Source organism: Novosphingobium aromaticivorans DSM 12444 (genome assembly GCF_000013325.1).
Classification (GTDB): Bacteria; Pseudomonadota; Alphaproteobacteria; order Sphingomonadales; family Sphingomonadaceae; genus Novosphingobium; species Novosphingobium aromaticivorans.
Map to the genome: position 1 here is coordinate 62,953 of NC_009426.1, position 25,645 is coordinate 88,597.

The window sequence follows — 25,645 nt, forward strand, 5'->3', positions numbered from 1 at the left end:
TCCGTTTCCTTTGGTCAGCGCCGGGACCGCCAGCTTTCCGGCTAGAGCCCCAGCAAGGTGCTGCGAACAGCTTGCGCAAATCCCGCGGTTGTCCCGTTTCCGCCAAGATCGGGGGTCCTCGCAATATCGGGCGCAATGAGCGCCGTTTCGAGTGCGCGCATCACCAGCGCGGCGGGCTCGGCTTCGCCGAGATGTTCCAGCATCATTGCACCCGACCAAATCTGGCCGATCGGATTGGCGATGCCCTGCCCGGCGATGTCCGGGGCAGACCCGTGGACCGGCTCGAACATCGAAGGGAACCGCCGTTCGGGGTTGAGGTTAGCAGAAGGCGCCACAGCGATGGTGCCAGTGATTCCCGGCCCCAGATCGGAAAGGATATCACCAAACAGGTTCGAACCAACCACAACATTGAACCGTTCGGGCGACATCACAAAGCGTGCGGCGAGAATATCGACATGATACTGATCGGCGGCAACATCGGGGTATTCGGCGCCGATCGCGGCAAAGCGCTCGTCCCAGAACGGCATCGAATGATAGAGTCCATTGGACTTCGTCGCGCTGGTCACATGCCTGCGCCCGCTCCGCCGAGCGAAGTCGAAGGCATAGCGCAAGATGCGGTCGGTGCCCCGGCGGCTGAAGATCGCCTGCTGGACGACGATTTCGTTCTCGCCGGTCCCGGTCCGACCGCCGATCTGGGAATATTCGCCTTCCGAGTTTTCGCGCACCACCCAGAAATCGATGTCGCCGGGAGCCTTGTCGCGCAGGGGCGAAGCGATGCCCGGCAGCAGCCGCACCGGACGCAGATTGACGTACTGCTCGAACTCGCGCCGGATCGGCAGCAGCAGCCCCCACAGCGAGATATGATCGGGTACCCCGGGAAAGCCGACCGCGCCGAGGAACACCGCATCATGATCGCGCAACCGGTCTAGCCCATCATCGGGCATCATCTTGCCGGTTTCGAGGTAGGTCTGGCAGCTCCAGTCGAAGTGCCGGAATTCGAGCACGAAACCGCACTTGGCCGCTGCCGCCGTCAGCACCTCGATTGCGGCAGGCACCACCTCGCGGCCTATTCCATCTCCCGGAATGCTGGCGATGGAATAACGCCTCATGGTCAATCTTTCACTACAGATAGCTGTTCAAAGTCTTGAGCACCCGATAGGCGCTGAGAAAGGCTGGCGCAGGAACCTGCAGTTGCTCCGCTGCCGCCGCGAGCGGCCCCAGGACCTCGTCAACTTCCATCCGCCGGCCCGCCACGAGATCGTCATGCATCGAGGTGCGGACAGGACGGTTTTCCGGCTTGAACCTGGTGCCCATCGCCATGACACCGGACACTGCCTCTTCAAAGCCTTCACGGTCAATCTCGACCAATCTGGATACCGGCGCGAAATAGTTCTGTGGTTCGTAGCCAAGCGCCTTGTAGATCGCCAGCAGATCCTTGACGACGTGGACATAGTGTTCGGCGCCTTCGCGAACCGCCACACCATCCACAAAATCGAGCTTTGGAAGCGCGCCCAGCGTACTGGCGCTCCACGACGATGCTCCACCGACCTGAACCACTTTTTCCCAATGGACATGGACGATATCGGGAGTTGAGCGCGAACCCATGCCCGCAGCGTCGAGCGCTTCGGCCATGATCCGCGTGCGCTCGCTCTCCCCGCCTTCCAGCTCGCCGAAATAGGCGGTGACGGGAACCGCCATGTGATTGAGCGCCTTGCCCGGTTCGAGCAGGGTCGCCCCGTCCATGATCGAGCCGCCGATCACCTTGTCCTTGCCAAACGCGGCCTGGAGTTTGCCTTCCTTGCCCACGCCGTTCTGCAAAGTCAGCGCGCAAGCGGTGCGATCGACCAACACCTGCGCATCGGCCAGCGCCTGATCGGTACCCTTGGCCTTGGTCAGCAGGATGTAATAGTCGATGTCGCCTTCAACCTCCTCGGGCGTTTCGACCGCGAAGAGGTTTTCGCGCTGGACGAATTGCGCCCGCACACCAGAAATACTCAGGCCATCCCGGCGGATCGCCTCGACATGGGGCTTGCGCGCAATCAGCGTGACCTTGTGGCCGCCGCGCGCCAGGAATCCGCCGATGACCGAGCCTAGCCCGCCGGCGCCGTGGAAACAGAAATGCAATTGCTTGGACATGCTTTGGGATTCCCGTTGGTTCGGCTCAGGCAATGCCCAGTTCGACCAGCTTGGCCCTGATCTGCTCTTTCTTTTCCGGCGTCACATCAGCCACCGGCGGCAGGATCGGGCCAGCCTTGAGGCCAATCGCTTCGTACCAGGCCTTCACATTGGCAAGTGCGCTGGCATAGGTCGCGGTGCGGGCGATATCCCACAGGAAGTTGTCGTGATAGAATTCGCGGACTTCGCTGAGCTGATCGGAAGCGGCCCGCGCTTCCTCCCATTTTCCTTCATGCGCCAGGCGGATGTATTCCTTGGCGAAATGGCGCTTCTTGCCGTACAGCATGTAGGACAATTCACCCCAGCAAACGGTGCCGCCAAGACGCAGATCGTCGAGGAAGAAGTATTCAAATGGCTCCATCGTGTTGAAGCCTTCGGGCATTAGCTGGCGGATCTTGATTGTCTCGGCACGGCTCATGGCACCTTGTTTGACGCCGATCACGGTATCGATATCGGCCAGGCGGCGCATCAGGTCCCAGCTCAGCACGGTGCCCGAAACCGGGGTCCGGTAGAGGCAGACGGCCAGATCGGTGTGGTCGGTCAGGAACTTGAACCAGGAATAGATTTCGTCGTCGCGCTTGAGCTGCACAACCGGGTTGATCACCTCAGCCCCGTTATACCCGAGCTTCTCGACGAACTGCATCTTCTCGATCGCGGTATAGACGCTGGGATCGAGCACGATGGTCCACAGATCGAGCCGCCCGGCATTCGCCTCGGCAACGATCTCGTGATAGCGAAACCAGTCTGACGCTGAGACGTTCCAGCATTCGGCGATGAACCCGCCGACGGCCAAGCCATCTACGCCCATTTCGACATATTTATCGATGTTGTAGCGGATACCGTCCACATCGAACTTGTAATCGGCGGTCATCGGGGTGATCGGACACTGATAGAAGCCCCTGACGGTCTTCGTTGCCCAGGCCTTGGCGTCCTTACGATCATATTCCATTTGAGGTGCACCTCATCTCGATTTGGTTCAGAATTTCAGCTTGCATCGTCCGTTCATGAAGGCGCCAGCGCCGCCTGGGCCGCAGCCAGTCGGGCAATCGGCACCCGGAAAGGCGATGCGCTGACATAGTCCAACCCGATCTCCTCACAGAAGGCGATCGTGGCCGGATCGCCGCCGTGCTCGCCGCAGATCCCCAGTTTTAGGTCGGGCCGGGTTTCGCGCCCTTTGCGCGATGCCATTTCGATCAGCTTGCCGACCCCTTCGATATCGAGGGTGACGAACGGGTCCTTGGCGATAATGCCTTTTTCCACATAAGCACCCAGGAAACGCGCCGCATCGTCGCGGCTGATCCCCAGCGTAGTCTGGGTCAGATCATTGGTTCCGAACGAGAAGAATTCCCCGCTTGCAGCGATTTCGTCGGCAACCAGGGCTGCCCGCGGCAGCTCGATCATGGTGCCAACGCTAAAGGCGATCCGCTCGCCTTTTTCGGCGAACACGACTTCAGCGACCCTGTACAGGGTATCCTTCAGTGATTCCAGTTCACGCGGCAATCCGACCAGCGGAATCATGATTTCGGGACAGACCGCCATGCCCGCCTCGCCCGCGACTTCGAGCGCCGCCTCGAAAATCGCGCGAGCCTGCATTTCGTATATTTCGGGATAGACCACGCCCAGTCGGCAGCCTCGATGCCCCAGCATGGGGTTGGTTTCCGCCAATTCGATTGCGCGATGCCGAACCTGCTCCACGTCAATACCCATCGCCCGCGAAAGCTCGGTGAACTCGCTATCCGTATGCGGCAGAAACTCGTGCAGCGGCGGATCGAGGAGGCGGATGGTGACTGGCAAGCCTTCCATGATTTCGAAGATCCGGCGGAAGTCGGTGCGCTGTTCGGGCAATAGCTGGTCGAGCGCGGAGCGTCGTTCCTTTTCGCTGTCGGCCAGGATCATCTGCCGCATGGCGAGGATCCGGCTTTCATCGAAGAACATGTGCTCGGTTCGGCAAAGCCCGACCCCTTCGGCCCCGAACCGGCGGGCCATTTCGCAATCGAGCGGGGTTTCCGCGTTGGTCCGAATCTTCAGGCGGCGATGCTTGTCAGCCCATGCCATCACCGTTGCGAAATCGCCCGAAAGTTTGGGCAGGATCGTCGGCAGTTCGCCCAGGAACACTTCGCCGGTCGAACCGTCGATCGTGATGAATGCGCCCTCTTCGAGCCGCTGGCCGCCGATCTCGGCGACCCGCGCGACCGGGTCGATCTTGAGACTCGCGGTGCCCGCCACGCATGGCCGGCCCATACCCCGCGCGACCACGGCCGCGTGGCTGGTCATGCCGCCGCGCGCCGTCAGGATGCCGGTTGCGACGTGCATGCCATGGATGTCGTCAGGCGACGTCTCATGCCTGACGAGGATGACCTTCTCTCCCAATTCGGCCCACCGTGCCGCTGTTTCCGCATCGAATACCACACCTCCCGAGGCTGCCCCGGGCGAGGCAGGCAAACCCTTTCCGAGCAGCACCCGTGGGGCATTCGGATCGAGCGAGGGGTGAAGCAACTGGTCGAGCGAGGCCGGGTCGAGGCGGAGCAGCGCGGTCACTTCGTCGACCAGGCTCTCTTCGACCATGTCGACGGCAATCTTGAGCGCGGCCTTGGCGGTGCGCTTGCCCGAACGGGTCTGAAGGAGGTAGAGCCTGCCGCGTTCGACTGTGAATTCGATGTCCTGCATGTCGCGATAGTGGCGCTCCAGCAGTTCGAACACCTCAGCAAGTTGGGCATAGGCCTTCGGCATCGCTTCCTGCATTGAGGGAAGCCGCGCACCTGCGGCTTCGCGGGCAGCCCTGGTCAGATACTGGGGCGTGCGGATGCCGGCGACAACATCCTCACCCTGGGCGTTGGCCAGCCATTCGCCGTAGTAGGCCTTCTCGCCGGTTGCAGGGTTGCGGGTAAAGGCGACGCCGGTAGCGCTGGTCTCGCCAAGATTTCCGAACACCATGGCTTGGACGTTAACCGCCGTGCCCCAATCTCCGGGGATATCGTTCAGGCGCCGGTAGACCTTGGCTCGCGGTGAGTCCCATGAGCGGAACACCGCCTCGATTGCCGTCCAGAGTTGTTCCTGTACATCCTGAGGAAAGGCCGCGCCGTGATGGGCAAGCACGAGATCCTTGAAGGTCGCGATCACGCCGCGCAGATCCTCCACTCGAAGATCGATATCCTCATCGACGCCGCGATCTTCCTTGATGCGGTCAAGGGCTGCCTCGAATACGCCATGCTCGATTTCGAGCACGACACTGGAATACATCTGGATGAAGCGGCGATAACTGTCGAGCGCGAACCGCTCATCCCCGGAGGACTGGCCCAGGCCGGTGACGGTAGCATCATTGATGCCAAGGTTGAGGATCGTGTCCATCATCCCCGGCATGGATACCCGCGCGCCCGAACGCACCGAGACCAGCAGGGGATCGCGAGGATTGCCGAACGTCTTGCCCGTCGCCCGTTCGACCAGCCCCAAAGCAGCCGAAACCTCATCGCGGATGCGATCAAGTGAAGCTCTGCCGTGGTCAAGATAAGCGAGGCATTCGCCGGCGGAAATCGTGAATCCAGGCGGGACGGGCAGCCCGATCCGCGCCATCTCGGCGAGGTTGGCCCCTTTCCCGCCCAAGACGCGCTTGTCGAGACCAATCTGACCTGCGACCAGAACGCCGGAACCGAAGGAAAACACACTCGACATTGTTAAATTCCTGAGGTCCAAGTGCAGGTCCAAGGCGGCGCAATTCGATTGGTGCGCCGCCCCAGAAGCGATCTACATTTTGAGAATGGCCTTGATCGCCTTGCCGGTCTTTTCGGTATCCTCGACGGCCTGGTTGATCTGGTCGAGATCATAGAAGGTGCAGAGCTTCTCGAACGGGAACAGCCCGGCCTTCTGCATCGCAATCAGTTGCGGGATGAAGACCTGCGGGGTGCTCGATCCTTCGACTACGCCGCGCAACTTGCGGCCAAACAGCATGTTGTTCATGTCTAGCGAAAACTCGGTGCCCAGCTTCGCCCCGCCGACCACTGCGGTTTCACCCATGTTGTGCGTGCTGTCCACCGCCGAGCGCAGCACCGCTGGAATGGCGGTGGTATCCATGGCATAGTCGGCGCCGCCACCGGTCATCGCGACGATCGCTTCCTGAGCGTTGACCGTGTTGGCGTCGATCACATCGGTGGCGCCCAGTTCACGCGCCAGTTCCAAGCGGCCTGCGTTGCGGTCAACCGCGATGATCTTGAGGCAGCCCGAGGCCTTGGCGGCCATCACGGCGCTGAGGCCGACCGACCCGACCCCGAAGATCGCGATCGAGGAGCCAGGTTCGGGACAAAGCGCATTGAGGATGCTGCCCGCCCCGGTCTGGATGCCGCAGCCCAGTGGGCCCAAAAGTTCGATCTGTGCGTCGTCGGCAACCTTGACGCAGTTGTTTTCCGACGCGATCGAATAGGTCGCGAACGAGGATTGCCCGAAGAAGCAGGCGTTGACCTCTTGGCCGTTGCGGGTAATCGGCGTCGAACCATCCAGGCGGCGGCCCATGAAATTGAGCGGGAACAGGCTCGGACAATAGGCCTGATGCCCCTTGAGGCACGATGGACAGGTGCCGCAATAGCTGAAGGAGAGCACGACCTTGTCGCCTGGCTTGACAGTGGTGACGCCACGTCCGACCTTTTCGACAACGCCCGAACCTTCATGGCCCAGCACCGCCGGCAGCGGCGTCGGGTAATATTGATCGCGAACCGTCAGGTCGGTATGACACATGCCAGCTGCGGCAACCTTGACCAGCACTTCGCCGTCGCGCGGATCCTCGATAGAGACGTTATCCAGAACGAATTCGCCGCCTTGACGCTCGATAATTGCCGCGTATGCGTCCATTTTTGCTCTCCCCTTTCCTGATTTCCAGTTGATTGAATTTGCTTATACAAAGAAATAGAGATTCTTGTCCTGCACGACGCGCGCGTCGATATTCAGCTTCCTGCTGAATACCTTGAAGCCGCTGCCTGTTTTCCGCAGCTTGTCTTCGCGTCCCAGCGTGTGCACGTAAACTTCGCTCTGTCGGCGATTGCGGTGCACCAGAACATTAGAGAAGACCTCGAATTCAAACGGTGCAATTTCGAATGCTTCGACATTGGTGACGAAATAGCGGATACGTGATGGCGGATCTTCCATCCATACCTGACCCGTCAGCAACCGGTCGACCCGCTGCTGCAGCTCGGCATAGTCATCGTTGTAGATTGCGGCATCCCCCGGGGTTGGATCCGGGCGGCGGTCACGTGCGAACCGCTGTTCGTAAACTGGCATCCAGTAATGGATATCTTCGGCGATTACAGTATCGAACCATTCGCGATATTGCTGGTTTTGCAACATCCGCACCTCGGCGGAATAGTGACTGACGATGGCATGATGCAGTTCCATGCCTACGGGCTTGCGTGTTTCGGTCATCTTGCGGTCCAGATTGCTGTCGGGATCAGTCTTGCGGCTCGGCTTGCTTCGCCGACAGACGTTCAGGCCAGAAATTACGGTTGGTCCACATTGCATCCCAGGTATCGTCATTGGCCCGGATGGCGGCCCAATCTGGCGCATCGAGCATTTCTTGCCAGAAACGATAAAAGCCTCGATACGAGGTTTCGCCGATGAAGCTGACCCCGACAATTCCTGGATAGACGGGGTGCGGCCCTTCGCGGTCCTTGCCCATGCTCGAATTCATCCGCCCCTTGCGGGTGATGATACCGTTGTTGTTGTAGGTGGCCGACGACATGTTTTCGCCATCGTCGCTTTCGAGCGTTCCCGCCGTACCAAATGAACGGATCGCTTCGCGCTGGATCGACCGCTTAGTTTCGGTGTCGGCATTCTTCGGTACCATGGTATAGGTCCAGACCTCGATTTCATGCGGCCCGCGCGGATGCCAGATCTTGAAGGTGTTGGTTCCGTAGAGGAACGAACAGTTTGGGAAGATCGACGTATTCCAGTGACCGACATAGAGCCGTTCGCGCTCCGGCCCGAATTTTTCGCGAATTCCGCCCCGCGTCTCCTCGAGATATTTGACGTACCCGTCGCGCTTGACGTGGATCGCAGTCGCCGCGTTATCGATCAGGCCAAACCCGTGGCCATGCCGCATGGTGAATTGCAGACCAAGGTCGTCAAACGGCATGTCGGCGCGATTGCCCGACAGGCCAGCCAGCTCGCCCCCGATCATCTGGAGAGCGGCGGCATGCGTCCAGCCCACGTGATACCCATCGCCGACGAAGTTCTCGGTCGGGACTTTCCAATTGCAGGCGAGGGTGCTCTTCAACGGCGGCCCGAGCAGTTCCAGACCACCGTCCGGACCGTCCCAGATCGTATCGAGGTACCAGCAGAAGTCCCCCAAATAGTCCTCAAGCGAGGGCGCTTCGGGATCATGGCAGCCGAAGATGAAGCCCTTGTAAGTTTCGACCCGGATCGGCGCGAGCCCCAGCTTGGATTTGTCGAGATCGCTGTGATAGCACCGCTCTTCCATCGGAACATCGACGAGCGAACCATCCTGACCGAAAACCCAACCATGATAATTGCACACGAACGCCTTGGCGCTGCCGCTGTCGGCATGACAGATCTGGTTGCCGCGGTGAGTGCAGGAATTGATGAACGCCTTCAGCGAACCGTCCGGCTGCCGCGACAAGATGACACGGTCTTCTGCCATGTACGTCGTAATGAAGTCGCCCGGTTTGGGAACTAGCGAATCATGTCCGAGCATGAGCCAGCATCGCGAGAATATCCGCTCCAGCTCCAGCTGATAGACGTCCTGATCCCAGAACACCCGGCGAGACTGGCTCGCGTTGGCATTATCGACGAGTGCCGCCGATCCATTCATCGCATCGCTCCCATGCTTTTTGTTCCGAGTGCTGCATAGTCGATTCGTGCTATACATGCAACGCGATGCACCATATGCAAAACCTACCGTTGGCGCAAGGACGATTCTCAAGCCGCGTTTCTGGGGAGAATTTTAGGTTGCAAGATGCCGACCGCAACACGTCCAGCATCCTGGGTCTTGTGTCCAGGCTCTGGCAATCACCAGCCCTGTTGCTGTGTCTGGCCTCGTTCTTTTGGGCCCTGAATCCGATCGTCGGGCGGGCGGCCAAGGACTTGCTCTCACCCGTGACGCTGGCGTTCTGGCGGTGGGTGGTGGCGCTGGTCTTCGTGCTCCCGTTCGCTTGGCGACACCTCCGCGACGACCTGTCCGCCATTGTCGGCGGCTGGCGGTTCCTTGGGCTCCTCGGGGCCTTAGGAGTGGGGCTGTTTTCCTTTCTCGTCTATCAAAGCTTGCAGTTCACCACCGCGACCAACAATCTTCTATTGCAATCGACCATGCCGGTGATGACCCTGCTCATGCCAGTTGTGCTGTTTCGGGAGAGGGTGCACCCGATCCTTCTCGTTTGCGCACTCCTTTCGATCACCGGAATCGCGTGGATCATGACCAAGGGGCATCCCGACTATCTGCGCTGGGATGCGCTGAACCGAGGCGATCTGCTCGCCATCATTGCGGTTTTTCTCTATTCCGCCTATGCTACCTTCCTGCGCCGCGCACCGGCGATGCACCACCTCAGTTTGCTGGTTGTCCTGTTCGGGGTAGGGATCGCGGCTTTGAGTGTGCCCTATGCCTGGCACCTCTGGTGGGCTGGCCTGACCGTGGCTTCACCCGCGGCGCTCGCATCCCTGCTCTATGTCGGGATATTTCCTTCGCTGCTGTCCTACGCGCTGTTCAATCGCGCGGTCGCCTTGGTCGGCTCGGGCCGTGCGGGGGTCTACATGAACCTGCCATCAGTGTTCGGGGTCCTGATGGCCGTACCACTGCTTGGAGAACGGTTCGCAAAATACCACCTGATCGGTTCGCTGTTGGTGGTTGCATCAATCCTGTTGTCGCGTCGGGTCAAGACATAAGGCCAATGAAGTTCTGGAGCCGACAGAGCCAGATCTGCCTCCTGGTTGCCGGTCAGTCTTCTTTAGTGGCCCATCGTAATGCCGCCTGATTTCGACGGTCGTGGGGCAAGCCAGATCAGGGCGGCGGCAAAAAGCAGAACGGCTGTGGTCGCCCAGAAGGTATGAATAAGCGCCAGCGTTGTCGCCTCCAGCTCAACCATGTTGCTGAGCACTTGCCTTATCTGTTCAGAAGGGAAGCCGAGGCTGGAAAGGCTTGCCTGCGCCGCTTCCGGCTGCAGGACCGCCACCGCATCGCTGCGCGCGATGCGCTGAGTATCACCCCAATAAGACAGAGTGATGGAAGTCGCTACGGCGGTGGCGATGGTTCGCATGAAGCTTTGCAGGCCGGCGGCCGATGCCACCTCGTTTTCCTTAACCGTATTGAGCGTCAGGGTCATGAGAGGAAGCATCATGAAGGGAGTGCCCAGCCCCTGAACGAACTGCGGAATGCTGAGGGTCCAGAAATCGGAGTCTGTTGTCCAGGTTGTGCGCACGAGCGTCATCGCCGCAATCCAGGTAACGCCGCACGAAACAAGGAAACGCAGGTCGAGGCGGCTCATCAGGAAAGCCACCAGCGGAACGGTGATCAGTCCGCCCATGGCCGAAAACGAAGAGGACAAGCCGGCTGCTGTCGCAGGAAATCCGAGCCAGGCTTGCTGCCACTGGGGGACAACGACAAACGCCGCGAAGTATCCGGCAAATGCGAGCGACAGAACAGTCAGGCTGACGCTGAAGCCACGGTGCCGCAGAACTCGCAAATCGACGATCGGGTGATCCTCGCCCAACTCCCAGATAATGAAAACGATAAAACCCACAGCAGAGGTGATCGTTAGCGCCACGATCATCGGGTCGGCGAACCAGTCGTGGTTACGGCCAAGGTCAAGCACGATCTGGAGGCAGCCGACCCAAAGCACCAGCAAGGCAAGGCCGACATAGTCGATCGGCAGGATCTGCCGCTCGGTCTCGATCGGCCTGAGCAGCGCGAAACCAACCACGATGCACAGGATGGCGACGGGCACATTGATCAGGAATATCCAATGCCAGGAATAATTTTCTGTGAGATAGCCACCGATCATCGGACCAAGAGCAGGTCCCATCAGCAGTGTAACAGCCCATAGTCCCATCGCCATATTGCGCTTCTCGGGCGGGAACACGCTGAGCAGCAAGGTTTGCGACATGGGCATCAGGAAGGCGCCGAAAATTCCCTGTCCGATACGACTGGCGACCAGCATGCCCATCGTGACTGAGATCCCGCACAGGAATGAGCAGATCCCGAACCCGACCATGCTGAACAGGAAGGTGCGTACCGATCCGAAGCGTCCGGCGACCCATCCGGTCAAGGGAACGCAGATCGCCTCGGCGACCGCGTAGGAGGTGATGACCCATGCGCCTTGTTCAAGCGTGATGCCCAGATTGCCCGCGATATGCGGGATCGAGACATTGGCGATGCTCAGGTCGAGAATGACCATGAAATTGGCAAGGGCAAGCACGAGCCCGGCAACAAGCTGCCGGGACGGGGCTATTCCTGCGCCTGATGAAGCGGTCTCGCTCATCTGGTTTCACTCACCGGAAACATCGATCTCGACTTCCATCGACAGCCCGACGCGCAACGGGTGCTTGCGCAGTTCGGCAGGATCAAGCTCGATCCGCACCGGCAGGCGCTGGACAGTCTTGATCCAGTTGCCGGTGGCGTTCTGGGCGGGGATGATTGCCATCGACGATCCCGTACCGCCGGCCAGCCCGGTGACCTTGCCGTGGTAGACGACATCGCCGCCATAAAGATCCGACTTGAGGGTTACAGCCATGCCAGGACGGACACGGCCGAGTTGGCCTTCCTTGAAGTTGGCATCGACGTAGAGCTTGTCGATCGGGACGATGGTCATGATAGTCTGACCGGGGCTCAGGCGCTGTCCCACCTGAATCTGCAGGCGGCTCACCACCCCGGAAACCGGCGCGCGAATTTCGGTACGCTGGAGGTCGAGCAAGGCGGCATCGAGCCGGGCCTTGGCCGCCTGAACCGCTGGGTCGGTATCTACGCTGGAGCCGCGCACCAGGGCGTCGTTGGCGGCAAGTTGCCCTTGCGCGACCCGTCGGGCCGAAGTGACTTCGGAGATGCCCCCGCGGGCCGCCTCGAGCGCCGCGTTGGCGGAGGCGTAGGCCTTGCGCGCCTGGGTCAGTTCCTCACCCGAGATCGCGCCGCTGGCAATGACGGCCTCACGGCGCCGCAAGTCGATCCGCGCCTTGTCGAACTCGGACTCTGCAGTGCGAAGTCGCGCCCGGGCCTGTACGAGACCGGCGCTTGAGGTGTCGATCTGGGCCGACAGCGCGCTGTTGGTCGCGACAGCCTGCCCGAATTTGCGGCGGGCGGCGGCAAGATCGGCTTCGGCCTGCGCGACGGCGATTTTGGCGTTGGCCTGGTCGAGCCGGACCAGGACATCACCCGCCTTCACCTGCTGCGTATCTTCGACCAGCACCTCGATGGCCGATCCAGCAATCAGCGGCGTGACCTGCGCCATTCGCGCATTTACGTAGGCGTTGTCGGTGCTGACATAGTTGCGGGCGACCAGCACGTACCAGGCACCCCATGCGAGAGCCACCACTGCGAGCACGATGGCCAGGCGCTTGAGCCACATCGTCCGGCGTGCCTTGCGAAAGGCGGACAGTTCCGGATCGACTTCGGCAGCTTGTGTCGCAGTATCGCTCATTGCTCGGTCTGTCCTGATGGTTGGGTAGTGCCCGCGTCGAACCCGCCGCCCAGTGCACGGATCATCGCCAGCGTCGCGCCGCGTTCGTATGTCTCAAGGCCGATGACCGCGACGCGTAGGTCCTGCACACCGCGTTCGCTGGCGAGGACGTCGAGGTAACTGGCAAGCCCGGCCTCGTAGCGTGTGCGCACCAGACCTAGCGCTTCCTCGCTTGCGGCCAGCGCCGTGCGGGTTGCGCCAAGCCGCTTGTCCGCTGCGTCGCGCTGGGTCACCGCGTCGGCAGCCTGCTGGTACGCGGTGACAACGGTCTGGTTGTAGTTTGCGACGGCCTCGTCATAGGCGGCCTCGGCACTGCCATATTGCGCTTTGAGCGCGCCGCCCTGAAAGATCGGCAGGCTGATGGCCGGACCGACGCTTCCGAACAAGGAGCCGGAAGCGACGAGATTGCCGAGACCGAGCGCCTGAAGGCCAATCAGCGCCCTGAGGTTGATCGACGGGAAGAACCCGGCCCGCGCCACTTTGACGCGGCTCGCCGCCGCTTCCACGCGCTCGCGCGCGGCGACGATATCGGGCCGCCTGCCAAGCAGGTCGGTGGTGACACCGGCGGGAACCCCGCCGGGTGTCGAGGGTGCAAGCGGCAGACGGGTAATCGACGTTCCCCGATCCGGGCCAGCACCCAGGAGCGCGGCAAGCTGGTTGCGGCGGATGCCGATGTTCTCATCGACGGCTGCCAGATCCTGCTCCGCCAAGGCAACTTCGGCATCGGCGCGGCGCAGGCTGGCGAGGTTGTCGAGCCCGTTGCGTTGGCGCTGGGCGACAAGATCGCGCATCAAGCGGCGGTTGGCGAGCGTGGCCGCTGCGTTGTCGCGCTCGCGGTAATGGCGCCCGAGCTCTGCGTAGGCGGCGGTTATCGCGACCGACAGCACGAGGCGAGCCTGCGCCGCATCGACCATCGCCGCGCGGGCCTCCGATGTCGCGGCAGCATAGGCCGCGCGGTTGCGACCCCACAGGTCGAGGTCGAAGCCGAAGCTCAGCGAGGTCTGTCCATAGTCCTGCCACCCATCGGGAAGGAACTGTGCGGGGATGCCGTTGTTGCCGCTCTGGCGGCGCAGACCGCCCTCAGCTTCCGCCCCAATCGTTGGCAACCGCGCGGCCCCGACGCGCTGCGCCTCGGCTTCCGCGCGCCTGACCCGCGCCACCGCCACCGCAACCTGCGGTGCATTGGAAAGGCCCTCCTCGATCAGCGCAGTCAGTTGCGGATCGCCCGCCAGACGCCACCATTGGTCTGGCGGCCAGGTCGTATTGCCGCGCGCGGCCAACGTCTGCGCAGCCTCGATTGTGTCGGCGGTTTCCATGACCGGACGAACTCCGGCGTCGGGAACCGCAACGCAACCCGCCAGCGCAAGTACTGCCAAGGCTCCCGGAGCAGCTAAGAGCTTAGCCGACATAGGCACCCCGTCCGCTGGCCAGCAGCCTGCCCCCGGCATCTTCGATCCGGGTTTCGGCAACGCTCAATTGCTTGCCCAGCTTGACCACCCGCCCGATCGCGCGCAGCGGCCCCGAAGTGGCGGGTCGGTGGAAATCGACCAGCATGTCAGCCGTCGCGCGCGCCGATCCGCCGAGCGCGTTGATGGTGCAAAGCCCGGTCAGGTCGATCAGCGCCGAGAGGACACCGCCATGGGCCGATCCGATCATCGGGTTGGAGACGATTTCCTCGCGCCACGGCATCTCGAGGATCAGCGCCTCGTCTGTCAGTTCGGCGATATCCAGCCCCAGCCATTGGTGGAACGGCGCGATGAGCAGCATCGCACGGAGCTGTTCGAGGTCGACCTTCGCTGCAGGTTCACTCATGCCGCGATCTCCGTTCCGTGTGTCCGCATCAGGAAGTCGAGGATCGCATCGCCAAAGGCGTCGTTCTGGTCGCCGACCACCATATGCGTCGCATCGGCGATGTCGCTGTAAGCGGCGTGGGGAACCAGCGCGCGGAAATGCGCGACGGCTTCGGGCGAGACCAGATCGCTCGATCCGCCCCGGATCAGGTGGACCGGCAGCGCAAGCCGCGCAGCGGCTTCGCCCAGTTCGCCGCGTCCATAGTCGCTGCCATCGCCGCGCTCGGCGTTGCGGCGCATGATGCCATCGATGAAGGCGGGATCCCAATGCCAGTAGTAGCGTCCGTCCGGCTTCAACCGCAGGTAATGGGCGAGACCGGACGACGCCTTGCGGCTTGGGCGATGGGGGAGATATTCGGAGATCACCCGCGCCGCCTCGTCGGGCGAGGCAAAGCCTTCGCGCGCGTGCGCCGCCATGAAACCTACCACGCGCGTTACGCCGCCCGCCTCCATTTGCGGGGTGATGTCCACAAGGGTCAGCGAGGCGAAGCTGCCGGGGGCGACCTCACCTTCGGCCATGATCCCGGCCAGCCCGCCAAGCGATGCTCCGATCAGCGCGGGTTTGCGGTCGAGCGACCCGGCGATGGCGACCAGATCGCCAGCGAAATCCACGATGTCATAGGCACCGTCATCGGCCCAGGCGCTGTCGCCATGACCGCGCAGGTCCAGCGCGATGGCGCGGAACCCATGTCTGGCCAGCATCGCCGTCACCTGCTTCCACGCCCGCTTGGTCTGCCCTCCACCGTGGGCGAGAAGTACCGGAAATCCTTGCTCAGGTCCTTCGGTGAGTGCGGCTATGGCATGACCGGAATGGCCGGAGAGTGTGACGTGCGGATTCGACATGCTTATATCTTACTATAAGATATTTTACAGTAAAGACTGTCCTTTTGAGCAATCGAAGGCTATGAGCGACGACCATGGCGAAGACGTCCGACGAGCAAAGCTACCTTACCGAAGCCGATGGGCTCGTGTTCCTGATCGAGGAGGTGCCGCGCAAGCTCCGCCGCGTGTTCGATGCATCGACCGCGAAGTTCGGGCTAACCCGCACCCAATGGCGCGCACTCGCCTATATCTTCAGGACACCCGGTCTGACCCAGACCGAACTCGCCAAATGCCTGGAGCTGGAGCGTGCAAGCGTTGGCCATGTCATAGACCAGCTCGAAAAGGCGGACTATGTCGAGCGCCGCGCTGTCGAAGGCAATCGCCGGGTGTGGACCTTGCATCTGCGCCCAAAAGCCATCGGCATCCTGCCCGCGCTTAGGGCGGAAGCCGATGTGGTCTACGAACGGTTGCTCGCTGGCATATCGGCTAATGACATTGCCACCTTCAAGCGACTCCTGGCCAGTATGTCCGCCAATCTGTAGTCTTGGCACCGATCGCGTCTATCACAACTCGCGAGACAGTGATCAGCCATCGATTGTCAACCGAACAGAGGATTTGCCCTTCCCTGTTGCCTTGGGGCTTTTCGTGGGATTTGTCCTGCCGATCGGGCAGATTGTCGTCGCGGACCTTCTCGCTGCTTCTGCTCGCGGGAACCCCTCGTTGCAGCGCTGGCGACGCTGGTCATAAATCCGTTCACCTTTCCGCCGATCTACTATGCCGCGTTTCGCGTAGGCAACCATTTCCTTGGCTCATCTGGCGGGACCGGCGCAATGCCTGCAGCGGTGAATGACCTGTCGACATCGATGCTCAGCATGGTGATGGGGACCACGCTGCCCATAATCGCCGGTCTCCTCCTGTTTGCGACCGTTTCGGCCGCTGTCGGCTTTGGCGCGGTTCACCTCGCATGGCGGCCGCCGCTGGCGCGCCAATGGCGGTCTCGCCTCCTCCTCAGGCAAGCCGATCACCAATCTCGTAACGATGCATAATCAGGCCACCGACAGTGTCGCGTGATCTCTATTATGACCTTTTTAGGTGCCGCTGGCGCCGAGCTGCGGTAAACAATACATGCTCACGGAGAAAATCGTCCCGGACTCGTTGCCACCCTGCCGAAGCAACGATCAACTCAATTCGATGGTCGGCCTTAGTCTCCCCGGATCCCTTCAGCGAGTGGCGGCCGACCATCGAACTTTGGTCTGGATGGACAACACCCCCGGGGAGAATTGACCATGCGCTGGAGTGGGCCCTTGGGGTCGGCCAGAAGTCAGGCGGGCAATGGCGCAAATGCGAAGACCCCAGCACGGCAGGCTATACGCCGGGAGCGATCGAGCAGATGAAGGACCTCAACGGCGACGGACGCCCGGAGGCAGTCATCACCGAGGGAAGCACCTTCTGTTTCGGGATCACGGGGGTCGTTTTCAATATCGTCAGCAAGCAAGCCAATGGGTCCTGGAGGCTGGTCGCATCGCGCACCGGTATCGCGACATTCCTGGCAACCAAAGGCGCCGGAGGCTGGCCTGACGTCGAAATTGGTGGCCCCGGCATGTGTTTCCCAGTCGAGCGCTGGAATGGGCGCGAATACGTAATTCATCGCCGACAATATGAGGGGCGGCCCTGCCGCCGTTGATACCATCGATCGATCGCCAAAAATGTCGGACCTCTGACAATTGAACCAAATGCGTGATCCAGACCACCTTACCTGCATGATGCATGGTTCGCACGAGAACAGGCCTGATCGCGAAGAGGAAGTTCGCATCGCGCAACGCGCGATTGACGGCTGCCACACGTCCTTCGAAAGACTGGCGCGGCAGTGGCACCCCAAACTGGTTGCGCACGCCTGCCGTCTGCTTGGCCACCGTGAACAAGCCAGGGACGCAGCACAATCCGCGTGGGTCAAGATCGCAAAAGGTATCCGAACCCTGCGCGATGCGCGTGCGTTCCCGGCGTGGTCGTATCGGATCGTGACGCGACGCTGCGCCAGTCTCATCGCGAGCAATCAAACGGACCGCGCTCTTGCCTCCAATCTGCGGGATGATGCGGTCACGTGCGCAGGCACCGAGCAAGAACCTCCGTAATTGTCTCAACTTATCGGAATCTTCTCGGGCCGCACCGGTTGGGTAAGCATGATGATGATGACCGCGCAACTCGTCCTCTTCGGTGCCGGTGTCTGGGCCGCAATTGGTTTCTTCGCCGCTGCCGATGCCCTTACTGCTGTGAAGTGGGGAATCCCTGCCGCGGTGCTCCTCATCATGTCCTTGATGATCAAGCTCGCGCTGTGGCCCGTCATCCACGTGAACAGGATGCTCGCACAGCTCCACCGGCTCGAACTCTCGGTTTTGCGCGACACAGGCCACTCTTGAATCGCCCGGTAGTATGGCAAGGATTAAGCAACGAGATGCAAGGCTCGCGCTTGCGAGATGACTCGACGAACGCTCTCGGGTGTCCAGCAAAGGCCATCTCGGGGTGTCGGTTCCCTCAAGTCCCGAGAAAGCCAAGTGGCGATGTCGCGCAGAGTTGCATCGGGATGTGTGTTGAGACGGTCGGCAACAAGGCGGGCCACCCGTGTATCGGGCGGCAATCGCGGTGACTTCTGCAGAATCGCGGGGTTGGCAACGCTTGCACGCACCAAATTACGGCACGCCTTAACCAGAGTTCGCTCGCTGAACGAACGGACCGGTGGCGTGATCGCCAGCACCTGACGCAGAACCAATGCCCATGGCAAATGTGGGCGGAGGCGTTCGACTGTCGGCAGCCAGCGATGCCTGCCATCAAGCAGTTCGTTCAGATGTCGCTCGTTGTGGCTGACGCGAATATTCGAGATCGCCACGGGATCACGTTCCCGCATTCTCGGGTTGCCAGGCTTCGCTCCCCTGGCGACGGCAGCCTTGATGCCTGCCCGCGTCCGTTCCCGGATAAGGGCTCGTTCAAACTCGGCAAACGCACCAAGCATCTGGGTCATAAGCATGCCCTGCGCGCTCGACGTGTCGATCGGGTCGTGGATCGAACGGAAGTATGCGCCCTTTCCTCGCAGGGTCTCGACGATCTCCAGCAGATGCGACAGCGAACGAGCCAAGCGGTCAATCCTTACGACCAGCAGGGTATCGCCCTGCCCCGCCCGTCCGAGTGCACGTGCTAAGTTTGGACGTTCCTTGCTGGCACCGCTCGCCTTGTCCTCGAAGATCTCCACGCAACCTTGCACGCGCAAGGCATCCTGCTGGGCGACCGTATCCTGCTCATCCGTGGAAACGCGGGCGTAGCCGATCAATGCTATTTGTCACATTCCATTTAATGGTCCCATCAGAACGGTTGCCCCCGTTAGATATAATCTTCTGTCGCTCTTGGCTAGTGCCGAGCAACCACGTGATTCCGCGGCTTTCCGCCGGTATTGGGACCAACGAGCAGGGAAAATCACGCCGGCGCAGGTATCCGTGATGGGCCGTTATCGGACAGTGGAAGGGGCCAGAATAAGGCCTCAATGCAGAGTATACTTTTCGATCCATTCCTATATTATTGGCAGTGATGGCACCCTCCCCTCCCCCGTGGCAACTGGCGCTCGCACGGCTCGAGGGGGCGCTGCCGTTCCTGGGCGCGGAGGTGGGGCAAGGGTTGGCGCTGGCTTCGCTCAGGCGGTTGTGGCGCGTCCATGTCCGCGATTTTCCTCAGGAAAACCAAGGCCCTGAGCACAATCCCGGGCTCGAGGCGGCCGAGCTGACCCGCTCGTGGTACGCGAACGAACGGCGCGATTTCCTGTCGTGGATCGGAAGGCGCGGGTCCCCTCCCCTCGCCCGCGCAGCGCGCCTCGCGCTCGCCGCCAAAGGTACGACCGAGAGCTTCACCAGCGCGTGCGATCCGGCAGATCGGGCGCTGGCGCGGCTTGATGCGCTGCTGCCGGCACGCGATCCGCTGGCGACGCTGGAAGAATGGCTCGAGCAACTGCGCGACGATGAGATCGACTTCCTCGAACTGGGCAGCGAGGAGGTGGTGATCGAGGGCAAGGTGTTCCAGCGGTTTGCGGCGCGGGGCAGCGCCTGGGCGGCCTCGCTCGCCGCGGCGATGCGCCCGCATGTGTTCGGGCTTGGCGCCGCACCGTTGGCCTTGGCCGGTCTCGCCCCGCGCAGCCTATTCAAGGCGGACCTGGAAAGGCCCCTTTCCGCCTTGCTGACCTCCGCGATCGATGCGGCCGCGACCGATGTGGCAACCGACCTGGCCGCAGTGCGTACAGCGCTTGCGCTGGGCGACGAACGATTGGCGGGGCTCTACGCCTCATCGCAGGCGCCGGCGGTGTGGCAGCTGATCCTGAGCCTGGGACCCCTCACCCGCGCCGAACTGGCCCGCGCGCTTGATGTGACCCGCCGAACGGCCTCGCAGGCCGCCGCAGCGCTCGACAGGGCCGATCTGGCCACCCTGCGCCCCGGTGACCATGCCCTGGCCCCCATTGCGGCTCCCAGGGCCTCCTGAGGCGCGTTACGGCGCCAACGACACCTCGCGGTAGGGCACGCCAATCCTTTTGGGGGCTGACGCCCGGCGCTTGAGCAACTGGCGGGCAAAGCGTGCGGCTTCGTTTTCGTCGGCAAACGAGACCGCCCTCCCCTGCCCTTTAGTGCCGATCCGCCCCCAGGCGAACTCGACGATCGAGGCCCCGAACAGGTCGCGGCTCACCGCGACGGTATAGCGCCGGGCGACATTGCGCTCTGCGCAGACGGCTTCGAGCCAAATGAAGCTGCCGTGGGTCGGGGTGTCCATGCGCGCATAAATGCCGCACGAGGATTCATGCAATCCAACGGGAATTTTGAATCAGTCGAGTCTCAGTGATTCACGCAGGCGATTTATCTCGGGCACCGCCCCCAAGCGGTCAGGATGGGCATTTGGATCAGCTTTTCTGCAAGACGGACTCGATCGCCTTCAGAACCTCAGCCGTTGATGCACCGCTTCGAGCAGGAACCTTGAACGTGTGCCCTCCCCTCGCCGAATGCGCATAGCGCAAGATCACCTTGCCATTCGCCCCCCTCACTTCGGCATCGGAGTTCGATGACTTCACTGGAGCGACCGTTGCGCGGATGAGGCGCTTCGCAATCTCTGGAGCGGGAAGCGCAGTTCCAAGATCATCGCGCTCAGCCACGATCGCACGGCTTTCGGCGATCATGAGATCCAGTGCGCGCCTGTCAGAAGTCAGTGGCTTGATGTCTCGCGCCACCCGCACGGTAATGCCATGGGTGTCCGGGAAAGCAGCAACGATCTCTGATGGTAGCCGCGCCACGTCCAGCAGGCGGCTGAGCCACGACTTCGATATCTTCAGATGCTCGGCCATCTCACTTTGGTTTGAGTTGTAAAACTCGTCGAGCGCGCGGGAATATTCCTTCGCGCGCTCCCAGTCGGAGATATCCTTCCGAGACCTATTCTCAATGTCGGAAACCCGAAATGCCTCTTCGTCGGAGACGTTCTGGATCGTTACGAGATATTCGAATTCGGGATGGTGGTGGGTACGCAGCCACTGAACCGTCCACCAACGACGAACGCCCGCAATGATCTCGAAGTCGTGATCAGGGTCGTCCTTGAGGCGACGGACGATTGCCGGGATTCGCTGCTTCTTAGCGGAGAGAAATGCGTCGATTAGATCGCGGCAGCTATCTTCGGAAAGATGGTCGAGGTCGCGGTTATGAAGGCGCCAAGGTCGGCAGCGCGCGGGATCAACCCACTCCGTCCGGTCGGTCACGACTTTGCCTGCCGCGATCCTTGCCAAACTCTGACTGCGGCTTGCCATAATGCTTTCGGAGGGAGCCGGCGCGCCAACCTCGATATCGTCATCCAGCCCTTCCGTCAGGCTGCTTCCGAAGCCCCGATTTCCCTTGGCCATATCGTATCCCGAACCTCTCTTCTTTATTCGCCGGAGGCATAGTTGCCACGTGGCAACTGCCCTCCATGAGCCGCTGTGAGGCCGCCAGATTTGGTAAGTTGCCACGTGGCAACATTCCCAAGAAACTGCCTCAATCCCACGCCTCAAGCCTCATACCAACCAATCAAATTTCACTGACATGACGTTGATAATATGCGGTTTTATGCCCGAGTTGCCACGTGGCAACTTTGACTAAACCGCCTCCCCTGCCCTGCTCGCCCAAGTGCGCAGGACGTCAGTCTCAATCTCTCTGCAGACGTCGCTCAGATGCTTCATGCAACGGTTGTGAACTTCATGCGAGGTCACTGGCCTGTCGAGCTCAAAAACGGTCTTCATGCGTGAGCTGGCGTTGTCGATTTCCGCGCTGGTTTTCAGAACAGATGTCGCCATTGAACCGCCAAAGACCTGCCGCATCATCGACAGGATTTCCCGGTGCATAGACTTGCTTTCATCCACTCTGCTCCCAACCAGGCGGATGAAGTTGTAAGCTGGCTTCACCCTGCCCGCGATTTGCTCAAGCTGCTTCATCGTGGTGCGAGCCATGTCGATAAAGGACACGGTAGACGCGAAGTCGATCACACTCGGCGGTACGGGAATGACCATCGCATTGGCTGCTTGAAGTACCGCCATGGAGACCATGCCGAGAGCCGGCGGCGGATCCATGACAACGACGTCATAGTCGTCGACCACCGTATCGATAGCTTCGGCGATCAGATCGATGATGTCGAAGTTCTGATTCTGCGCCAGGTAGCCCGCGATCTCGTATTCGAGATTGTAGAGTTTGAGGTTGGCTGGGATCAGGTCGAGGCCAAAGAAGTGAGTCTTGCGGATGATGGACCGCACCCCGAGGAGTTCGGGATTATGAAAATGCCCGTAGAGAGTGTCGTCTTCGGTCAGATCCACGTCGGGCCGATATCCGAACATCATCGTCGAGCTGGCTTGGCTGTCGCAGTCGATGAACAGAACGCGGTAACCGTGAATGGCGAAATGCTGAGCGAGATGCAGCGCGACTGTCGATTTCCCAACACCACCTTTGAAATTGGACACGGAGATAACCGCGGGCGTGTCGGTTGGTTCTCGCCAGGGGCGAGTTCCGAAAACGGCGCGCATTTGATCGAGCTCTTCCAAGGTGTACTGGACCCGATGGCCGGACGCAGTTCGATCGCGTTGCGGCAGTCGCCCATCGCGCTCGGCCTCACGGATTGCAGAGGCAGTTCGGCCGACGAGCGCGGCCGCCTTCGAGATTGAGTAGCACGGCCCGACCTTTTGGCCGGTCTCCGGATCCAGGGCTCCATCGCGAATACGCTTAAGGATGGTGAGGGCCTTTCGATGTAAGGTCCCCAAGCCGTCTTCCAGGAGTTCATCGGTTTGTGCGTCGAGCGCTGCTTCGCTGGCCATGGTCACCGCTTTGTGAGATTGAGCGGGCGAATTAGCACTCTTGGCAGTTTTGAGCAAACTTTGGCCACCAATCTTACAAAGTGACCGATGATCTCCGTGCTCTTTTCAGGCTAGCGCCGAATCAGAGGGGTAGGACGGATCGAAAAGTCACTGGTCGCCAGGGAGCAGGGAGTTCAATCTTGTGACGCGCATCGGCGGTCGCACAAGGACGTGTGTGCCTAGTTTGGCCCCCTGTGGACAATCACCGATGATCTCGGTGCAAACCGATGAATTCAGTGCATTTAAGCGATGATCTCGGTTCTCTTGAGACCGATGATCTCGGAGCCCATACCTACTAAAGGAATCTCCTAAGAAAATCCGATTCGCGAATCGTTTTTGAATTTTGGTCATTGGATTTTGTTGTGCGCCGACAAACCGCTCCGAGATCATCGGCGTGTTTGGAGGTTTCAGGCCCGGAAATCCGTCAAAACTGCCAATGGCCTTGCTTTCGAAGATCAAACCTGTTGATTAACGACCAACCCGGGGCTCCAATGAGTCGGGAAGGGACGGTTCAATGAGCGGAGACACACTGCGTCCAATCGGACATCAATACGCTCTAGCAATGCTAGGCGGTGGTGAAGAGCGAGTCAGGTCACTAGCGCAGTCTGCCGGCACTCAGCTGACCATGGATGCGTTTCTCAGGGTTCAGGATGAAGAGCCCGTACCGGCATTTCTGCATTCAGCGCTTTGCGCGATGTCCCTGCCCACGAAGCGGCCGAAGGATGATACGCAACCCATCCTTCGCGAAGACGGAAAGTATGCGCTGGCGATCAACCCCAGGCCCATATTGCAAACCGTCGATGGCAAGCCGACACTTCGAAGCCTCGGAGTACCGTATGGGGCCTATCCGCGCGTCGCGCTGATCTATCTGCTGTCGCAAGCAGTCACGAAGCGTTCGCGCGACGTCTACTTGGGTCGCAATTTCACTGAGTGGATGCGCCGTCTTGGCTATCAGACAGTTTCCTATGGACCTCGCGGTACCGCCAATTTGATGAGGGAGCAGGTGGACCGGCTGCTTGCCTGCGAATGGCAAATCCGCTGGGAGGGTAACGAGGGTGGGGACAACGCATTCGCTGTTCGGGATGTGAAGATTTCCAACGAGTACGCCGGATCGCTTGAGAAAAACGGCGCATTTGCGCGTGAAATTCGGATGTCAGAGGCATTCTACAGCCACCTGCTTGATCATGCCGTACCGCTTAACGAGGTCGCTATTCGAGAGCTCAAGGGCACCCCAACTGCGCTCGACCTCTATACCTACCTTGCGTATCGACTGCCACGGATCGGCAGTGACCGGGGGCAAGTAATCTCCTGGGATCAACTGGCCAAGCACTTGGGCAATGACGCCGACAGCAAGCGTTTCCGGCAAACCGTGCGAGAGACCATGCAGTTGGTTTCGGCGGTGTATCCCAACGCAGATGTCGATTTCAGCGGTCGCAAGGTGGTGTTGCGACCTTCGCCAGCCCCATTGGAGCGAAAGCTCGTCGGTCCGCACCTGCGTGTCATTGGTGCACCAGCGTTGGAAACCGCACCGAGATCATCGGTCCCGAAGATGGCTCGCACGCCCCTTCGCGAAACGAAGACCACCGAACCTCTGCAGCATTTTCCGGGCGGTAGCCTGACATACGGCGACCGAGAGACGAAGTTTCGGGCGATCGGTCTCGATAAAGGTAAGCCGTGGTGTGTTGATACCATGGCAAACGCTTTTCGTGCGGGCTTCCCTGGCATCAAGCAAGCGCGCACTGATGCCGAGTGGCTCAGGGTCTGGGAGGCCTTCGTTATCAAATATGCTGACCGGCGCGCTCAGGCAGGCGCAAACTGACCGATGATTTCCGAGCACATCGCCGACGGCTGATTCGCGTCGGGGGAGGGGAGTAGGGCTGAGCTGGGCGGTTATGCCCCTCATCAGCAATCACCCTACATCGGATCTCCGAACCCTCGTCGCCCGCCTAGGTGGCAAGTGGACGGGCAACACCGCGATGTGTCGTTGCCCGTCCCATGCAGACCGAACGCCGTCACTGGCGATCAGGCAAGGCGATCGCAGCATCCTCGTGACCTGCCATGCCGGTTGTGATGCTACCGATGTTCTTCGAGCGCTTCGCAGGATCGCCGACCTGCCAAGCGTTGGCCCCGCTGAGGTAGTTGGCAGACAGGCTCACCAGCCATCAGCCTTTCTTGCGATTTGGCAGGCAGCTCGTCAGATCGAGGGCACGCTGGCCGAGCGCTATGTCCGCGAAGTCCGCAACGTCTGGGCACCGCTTGAAGACCTGCGATTTCATCCGCGCTGTCCGAAAGGGCAGGGGAGGCTCGTTCAGTTTGAGCCAGCCTTGCTGGTCGCGATGCGCAAGGCGGGCGAGATCGTCGCGATCCAGCGGATATTCCTCGATCCAACGACGGCCCACTACACCGAGAAGCTCGTCCTCGGGCGAGCGATCGGCGCTGCCTGGACCAACGGACCACCGGGCAAAACGATTGGCCTCTGCGAGGGCTTCGAGACTGCCGCGGCATACACCTCACTGACCGGCATCCAGGCATGGGCCACCATGGGCGCCAAGCGCTTCCACCAGGTCGAGATCCCGGCCAGCGTTGAGCGCGTGTTCCTGCTTGCTGACAACGACCCTGAAGGCCGCCGCGCCGAAGCCCGTGCGCGGCAAGCATTGGCCCGACCGGGCCTTGCGATCAACACCGAGTGGCCACCGGGACGCATGAACGACTGGGCGCAGCTCCTGAAGCGCTGAGGGGAGGGGGGCTGC

The 25,645-nt window shown here is 61.0% G+C and carries 25 protein-coding genes; 9 read left to right on the top strand and 16 right to left on the bottom strand.

Features of this window, described 5'->3' with window-relative positions; all coding sequences use genetic code 11:
- Nucleotides 1-41: 41 nt before the first annotated feature.
- The 7 genes from SARO_RS17280 to SARO_RS17310 all read right to left on the bottom strand — a co-directional run bounded on the left by SARO_RS17280 (nt 42) and on the right by SARO_RS17310 (nt 8,986).
- On the bottom strand, nt 42-1,109 hold the full coding sequence (locus tag SARO_RS17280; protein WP_010890874.1) for a tartrate dehydrogenase: 1,068 nt from the start codon (nt 1,107-1,109) through the stop codon (nt 42-44).
- Between the two features lie 13 nt (nt 1,110-1,122).
- On the bottom strand, nt 1,123-2,136 hold the full coding sequence (locus SARO_RS17285) for a ketopantoate reductase family protein (RefSeq protein ID WP_010890875.1): 1,014 nt from the start codon (nt 2,134-2,136) through the stop codon (nt 1,123-1,125).
- 25 nt (nt 2,137-2,161) lie between these two features.
- Nucleotides 2,162-3,124: a dihydrodipicolinate synthase family protein gene (locus tag SARO_RS17290; RefSeq protein WP_010890876.1), complete on the bottom strand. Its 963-nt coding sequence runs from the start codon at nt 3,122-3,124 to the stop codon at nt 2,162-2,164.
- 53 nt (nt 3,125-3,177) lie between these two features.
- A complete protein-coding gene (gene ppdK / locus SARO_RS17295; RefSeq protein ID WP_010890877.1) occupies nt 3,178-5,844 on the bottom strand; it encodes a pyruvate, phosphate dikinase in 2,667 nt (888 codons plus the stop codon).
- 72 nt (nt 5,845-5,916) lie between these two features.
- Nucleotides 5,917-7,014, bottom strand: a complete 1,098-nt coding sequence (locus SARO_RS17300; protein ID WP_011906635.1) for an NAD(P)-dependent alcohol dehydrogenase — start codon at nt 7,012-7,014, stop codon at nt 5,917-5,919.
- Nucleotides 7,015-7,056: 42 nt separating this feature from the next.
- Nucleotides 7,057-7,581 (bottom strand): aromatic-ring-hydroxylating dioxygenase subunit beta, encoded by a 525-nt coding sequence (locus tag SARO_RS17305; protein WP_010890879.1) that lies wholly within the window; start codon nt 7,579-7,581, stop codon nt 7,057-7,059.
- Between the two features lie 25 nt (nt 7,582-7,606).
- Nucleotides 7,607-8,986: an aromatic ring-hydroxylating oxygenase subunit alpha gene (locus SARO_RS17310; protein WP_011906634.1), complete on the bottom strand. Its 1,380-nt coding sequence runs from the start codon at nt 8,984-8,986 to the stop codon at nt 7,607-7,609.
- Nucleotides 8,987-9,123: 137 nt separating this feature from the next.
- On the opposite strand from SARO_RS17310, the gene SARO_RS17315 reads away from it, so the two are divergent.
- Nucleotides 9,124-10,053 carry a DMT family transporter gene (locus SARO_RS17315; protein WP_010890881.1) on the top strand — a complete coding sequence of 310 codons (930 nt, stop codon included), beginning with the start codon at nt 9,124-9,126 and terminating at the stop codon, nt 10,051-10,053.
- A 62-nt stretch (nt 10,054-10,115) separates the two neighbouring features.
- Here the strand turns inward: SARO_RS17315 and SARO_RS17320 are convergent, their stop codons facing one another.
- The 5 genes from SARO_RS17320 to SARO_RS17340 are packed head-to-tail and all read right to left on the bottom strand — an operon-like array spanning nt 10,116 to nt 15,529.
- Complete coding sequence (locus SARO_RS17320) at nt 10,116-11,645, bottom strand: DHA2 family efflux MFS transporter permease subunit (protein WP_010890882.1); 1,530 nt, start codon at nt 11,643-11,645, stop codon at nt 10,116-10,118.
- A 6-nt stretch (nt 11,646-11,651) separates the two neighbouring features.
- Entirely contained in the window at nt 11,652-12,797 is a 1,146-nt protein-coding gene (locus SARO_RS17325; RefSeq protein WP_010890883.1) for an EmrA/EmrK family multidrug efflux transporter periplasmic adaptor subunit, read from the bottom strand.
- Nucleotides 12,794-14,245, bottom strand: coding sequence for an efflux transporter outer membrane subunit (locus tag SARO_RS17330; protein WP_010890884.1), 1,452 nt, complete (start codon nt 14,243-14,245; stop codon nt 12,794-12,796). Before SARO_RS17330 ends, SARO_RS17325 begins: the two co-directional genes overlap by 4 nt.
- Nucleotides 14,235-14,648, bottom strand: a complete 414-nt coding sequence (locus SARO_RS17335; RefSeq protein WP_010890885.1) for a hotdog fold thioesterase — start codon at nt 14,646-14,648, stop codon at nt 14,235-14,237. Before SARO_RS17335 ends, SARO_RS17330 begins: the two co-directional genes overlap by 11 nt.
- Nucleotides 14,645-15,529 carry an alpha/beta fold hydrolase gene (locus tag SARO_RS17340; RefSeq protein WP_011906633.1) on the bottom strand — a complete coding sequence of 295 codons (885 nt, stop codon included), beginning with the start codon at nt 15,527-15,529 and terminating at the stop codon, nt 14,645-14,647. Before SARO_RS17340 ends, SARO_RS17335 begins: the two co-directional genes overlap by 4 nt.
- Nucleotides 15,530-15,603: 74 nt before the next feature.
- On the opposite strand from SARO_RS17340, the gene SARO_RS17345 reads away from it, so the two are divergent.
- From SARO_RS17345 to SARO_RS17360, 5 genes are all read left to right on the top strand, one after another.
- On the top strand, nt 15,604-16,050 hold the full coding sequence (locus SARO_RS17345; RefSeq protein ID WP_011906632.1) for a MarR family winged helix-turn-helix transcriptional regulator: 447 nt from the start codon (nt 15,604-15,606) through the stop codon (nt 16,048-16,050).
- Between the two features lie 225 nt (nt 16,051-16,275).
- Complete coding sequence (locus tag SARO_RS21745; protein ID WP_370584398.1) at nt 16,276-16,554, top strand: DUF2062 domain-containing protein; 279 nt, start codon at nt 16,276-16,278, stop codon at nt 16,552-16,554.
- 344 nt (nt 16,555-16,898) lie between these two features.
- Complete coding sequence (locus SARO_RS20780; RefSeq protein WP_011906631.1) at nt 16,899-17,192, top strand: hypothetical protein; 294 nt, start codon at nt 16,899-16,901, stop codon at nt 17,190-17,192.
- Between the two features lie 49 nt (nt 17,193-17,241).
- Nucleotides 17,242-17,640 carry an RNA polymerase sigma factor gene (locus SARO_RS20385; protein WP_218119692.1) on the top strand — a complete coding sequence of 133 codons (399 nt, stop codon included), beginning with the start codon at nt 17,242-17,244 and terminating at the stop codon, nt 17,638-17,640.
- Nucleotides 17,641-17,925: a DUF6768 family protein gene (locus tag SARO_RS17360; protein WP_010890891.1), complete on the top strand. Its 285-nt coding sequence runs from the start codon at nt 17,641-17,643 to the stop codon at nt 17,923-17,925.
- Between the two features lie 23 nt (nt 17,926-17,948).
- On the opposite strand, the gene SARO_RS17365 is transcribed toward SARO_RS17360, so the two are convergent.
- Nucleotides 17,949-18,836, bottom strand: coding sequence for a recombinase family protein (locus tag SARO_RS17365; RefSeq protein WP_039336903.1), 888 nt, complete (start codon nt 18,834-18,836; stop codon nt 17,949-17,951).
- Between the two features lie 248 nt (nt 18,837-19,084).
- On the opposite strand from SARO_RS17365, the gene SARO_RS17370 reads away from it, so the two are divergent.
- Entirely contained in the window at nt 19,085-20,023 is a 939-nt protein-coding gene (locus SARO_RS17370) for a hypothetical protein (protein WP_011906628.1), read from the top strand.
- 6 nt (nt 20,024-20,029) lie between these two features.
- Here the strand turns inward: SARO_RS17370 and SARO_RS17375 are convergent, their stop codons facing one another.
- The 3 genes from SARO_RS17375 to SARO_RS17385 form a co-directional block, all read right to left on the bottom strand.
- Complete coding sequence (locus SARO_RS17375) at nt 20,030-20,308, bottom strand: WGR domain-containing protein (RefSeq protein WP_011906627.1); 279 nt, start codon at nt 20,306-20,308, stop codon at nt 20,030-20,032.
- A gap of 127 nt (nt 20,309-20,435) precedes the next feature.
- A complete protein-coding gene (locus SARO_RS17380) occupies nt 20,436-21,419 on the bottom strand; it encodes a ParB/RepB/Spo0J family partition protein (protein WP_010890895.1) in 984 nt (327 codons plus the stop codon).
- Between the two features lie 231 nt (nt 21,420-21,650).
- Nucleotides 21,651-22,856 (bottom strand): AAA family ATPase, encoded by a 1,206-nt coding sequence (locus SARO_RS17385; protein WP_011906626.1) that lies wholly within the window; start codon nt 22,854-22,856, stop codon nt 21,651-21,653.
- Nucleotides 22,857-23,409: 553 nt separating this feature from the next.
- Here SARO_RS17385 and SARO_RS17390 point away from each other — a divergent pair.
- Together SARO_RS17390 and SARO_RS21405 are read left to right on the top strand one after the other, a co-directional pair.
- Entirely contained in the window at nt 23,410-24,714 is a 1,305-nt protein-coding gene (locus SARO_RS17390) for a replication protein RepA (RefSeq protein ID WP_010890897.1), read from the top strand.
- Between the two features lie 73 nt (nt 24,715-24,787).
- Nucleotides 24,788-25,630, top strand: coding sequence for a DUF7146 domain-containing protein (locus tag SARO_RS21405; RefSeq protein WP_010890898.1), 843 nt, complete (start codon nt 24,788-24,790; stop codon nt 25,628-25,630).
- The last annotated feature ends 15 nt before the right edge of the window (nt 25,631-25,645 follow it).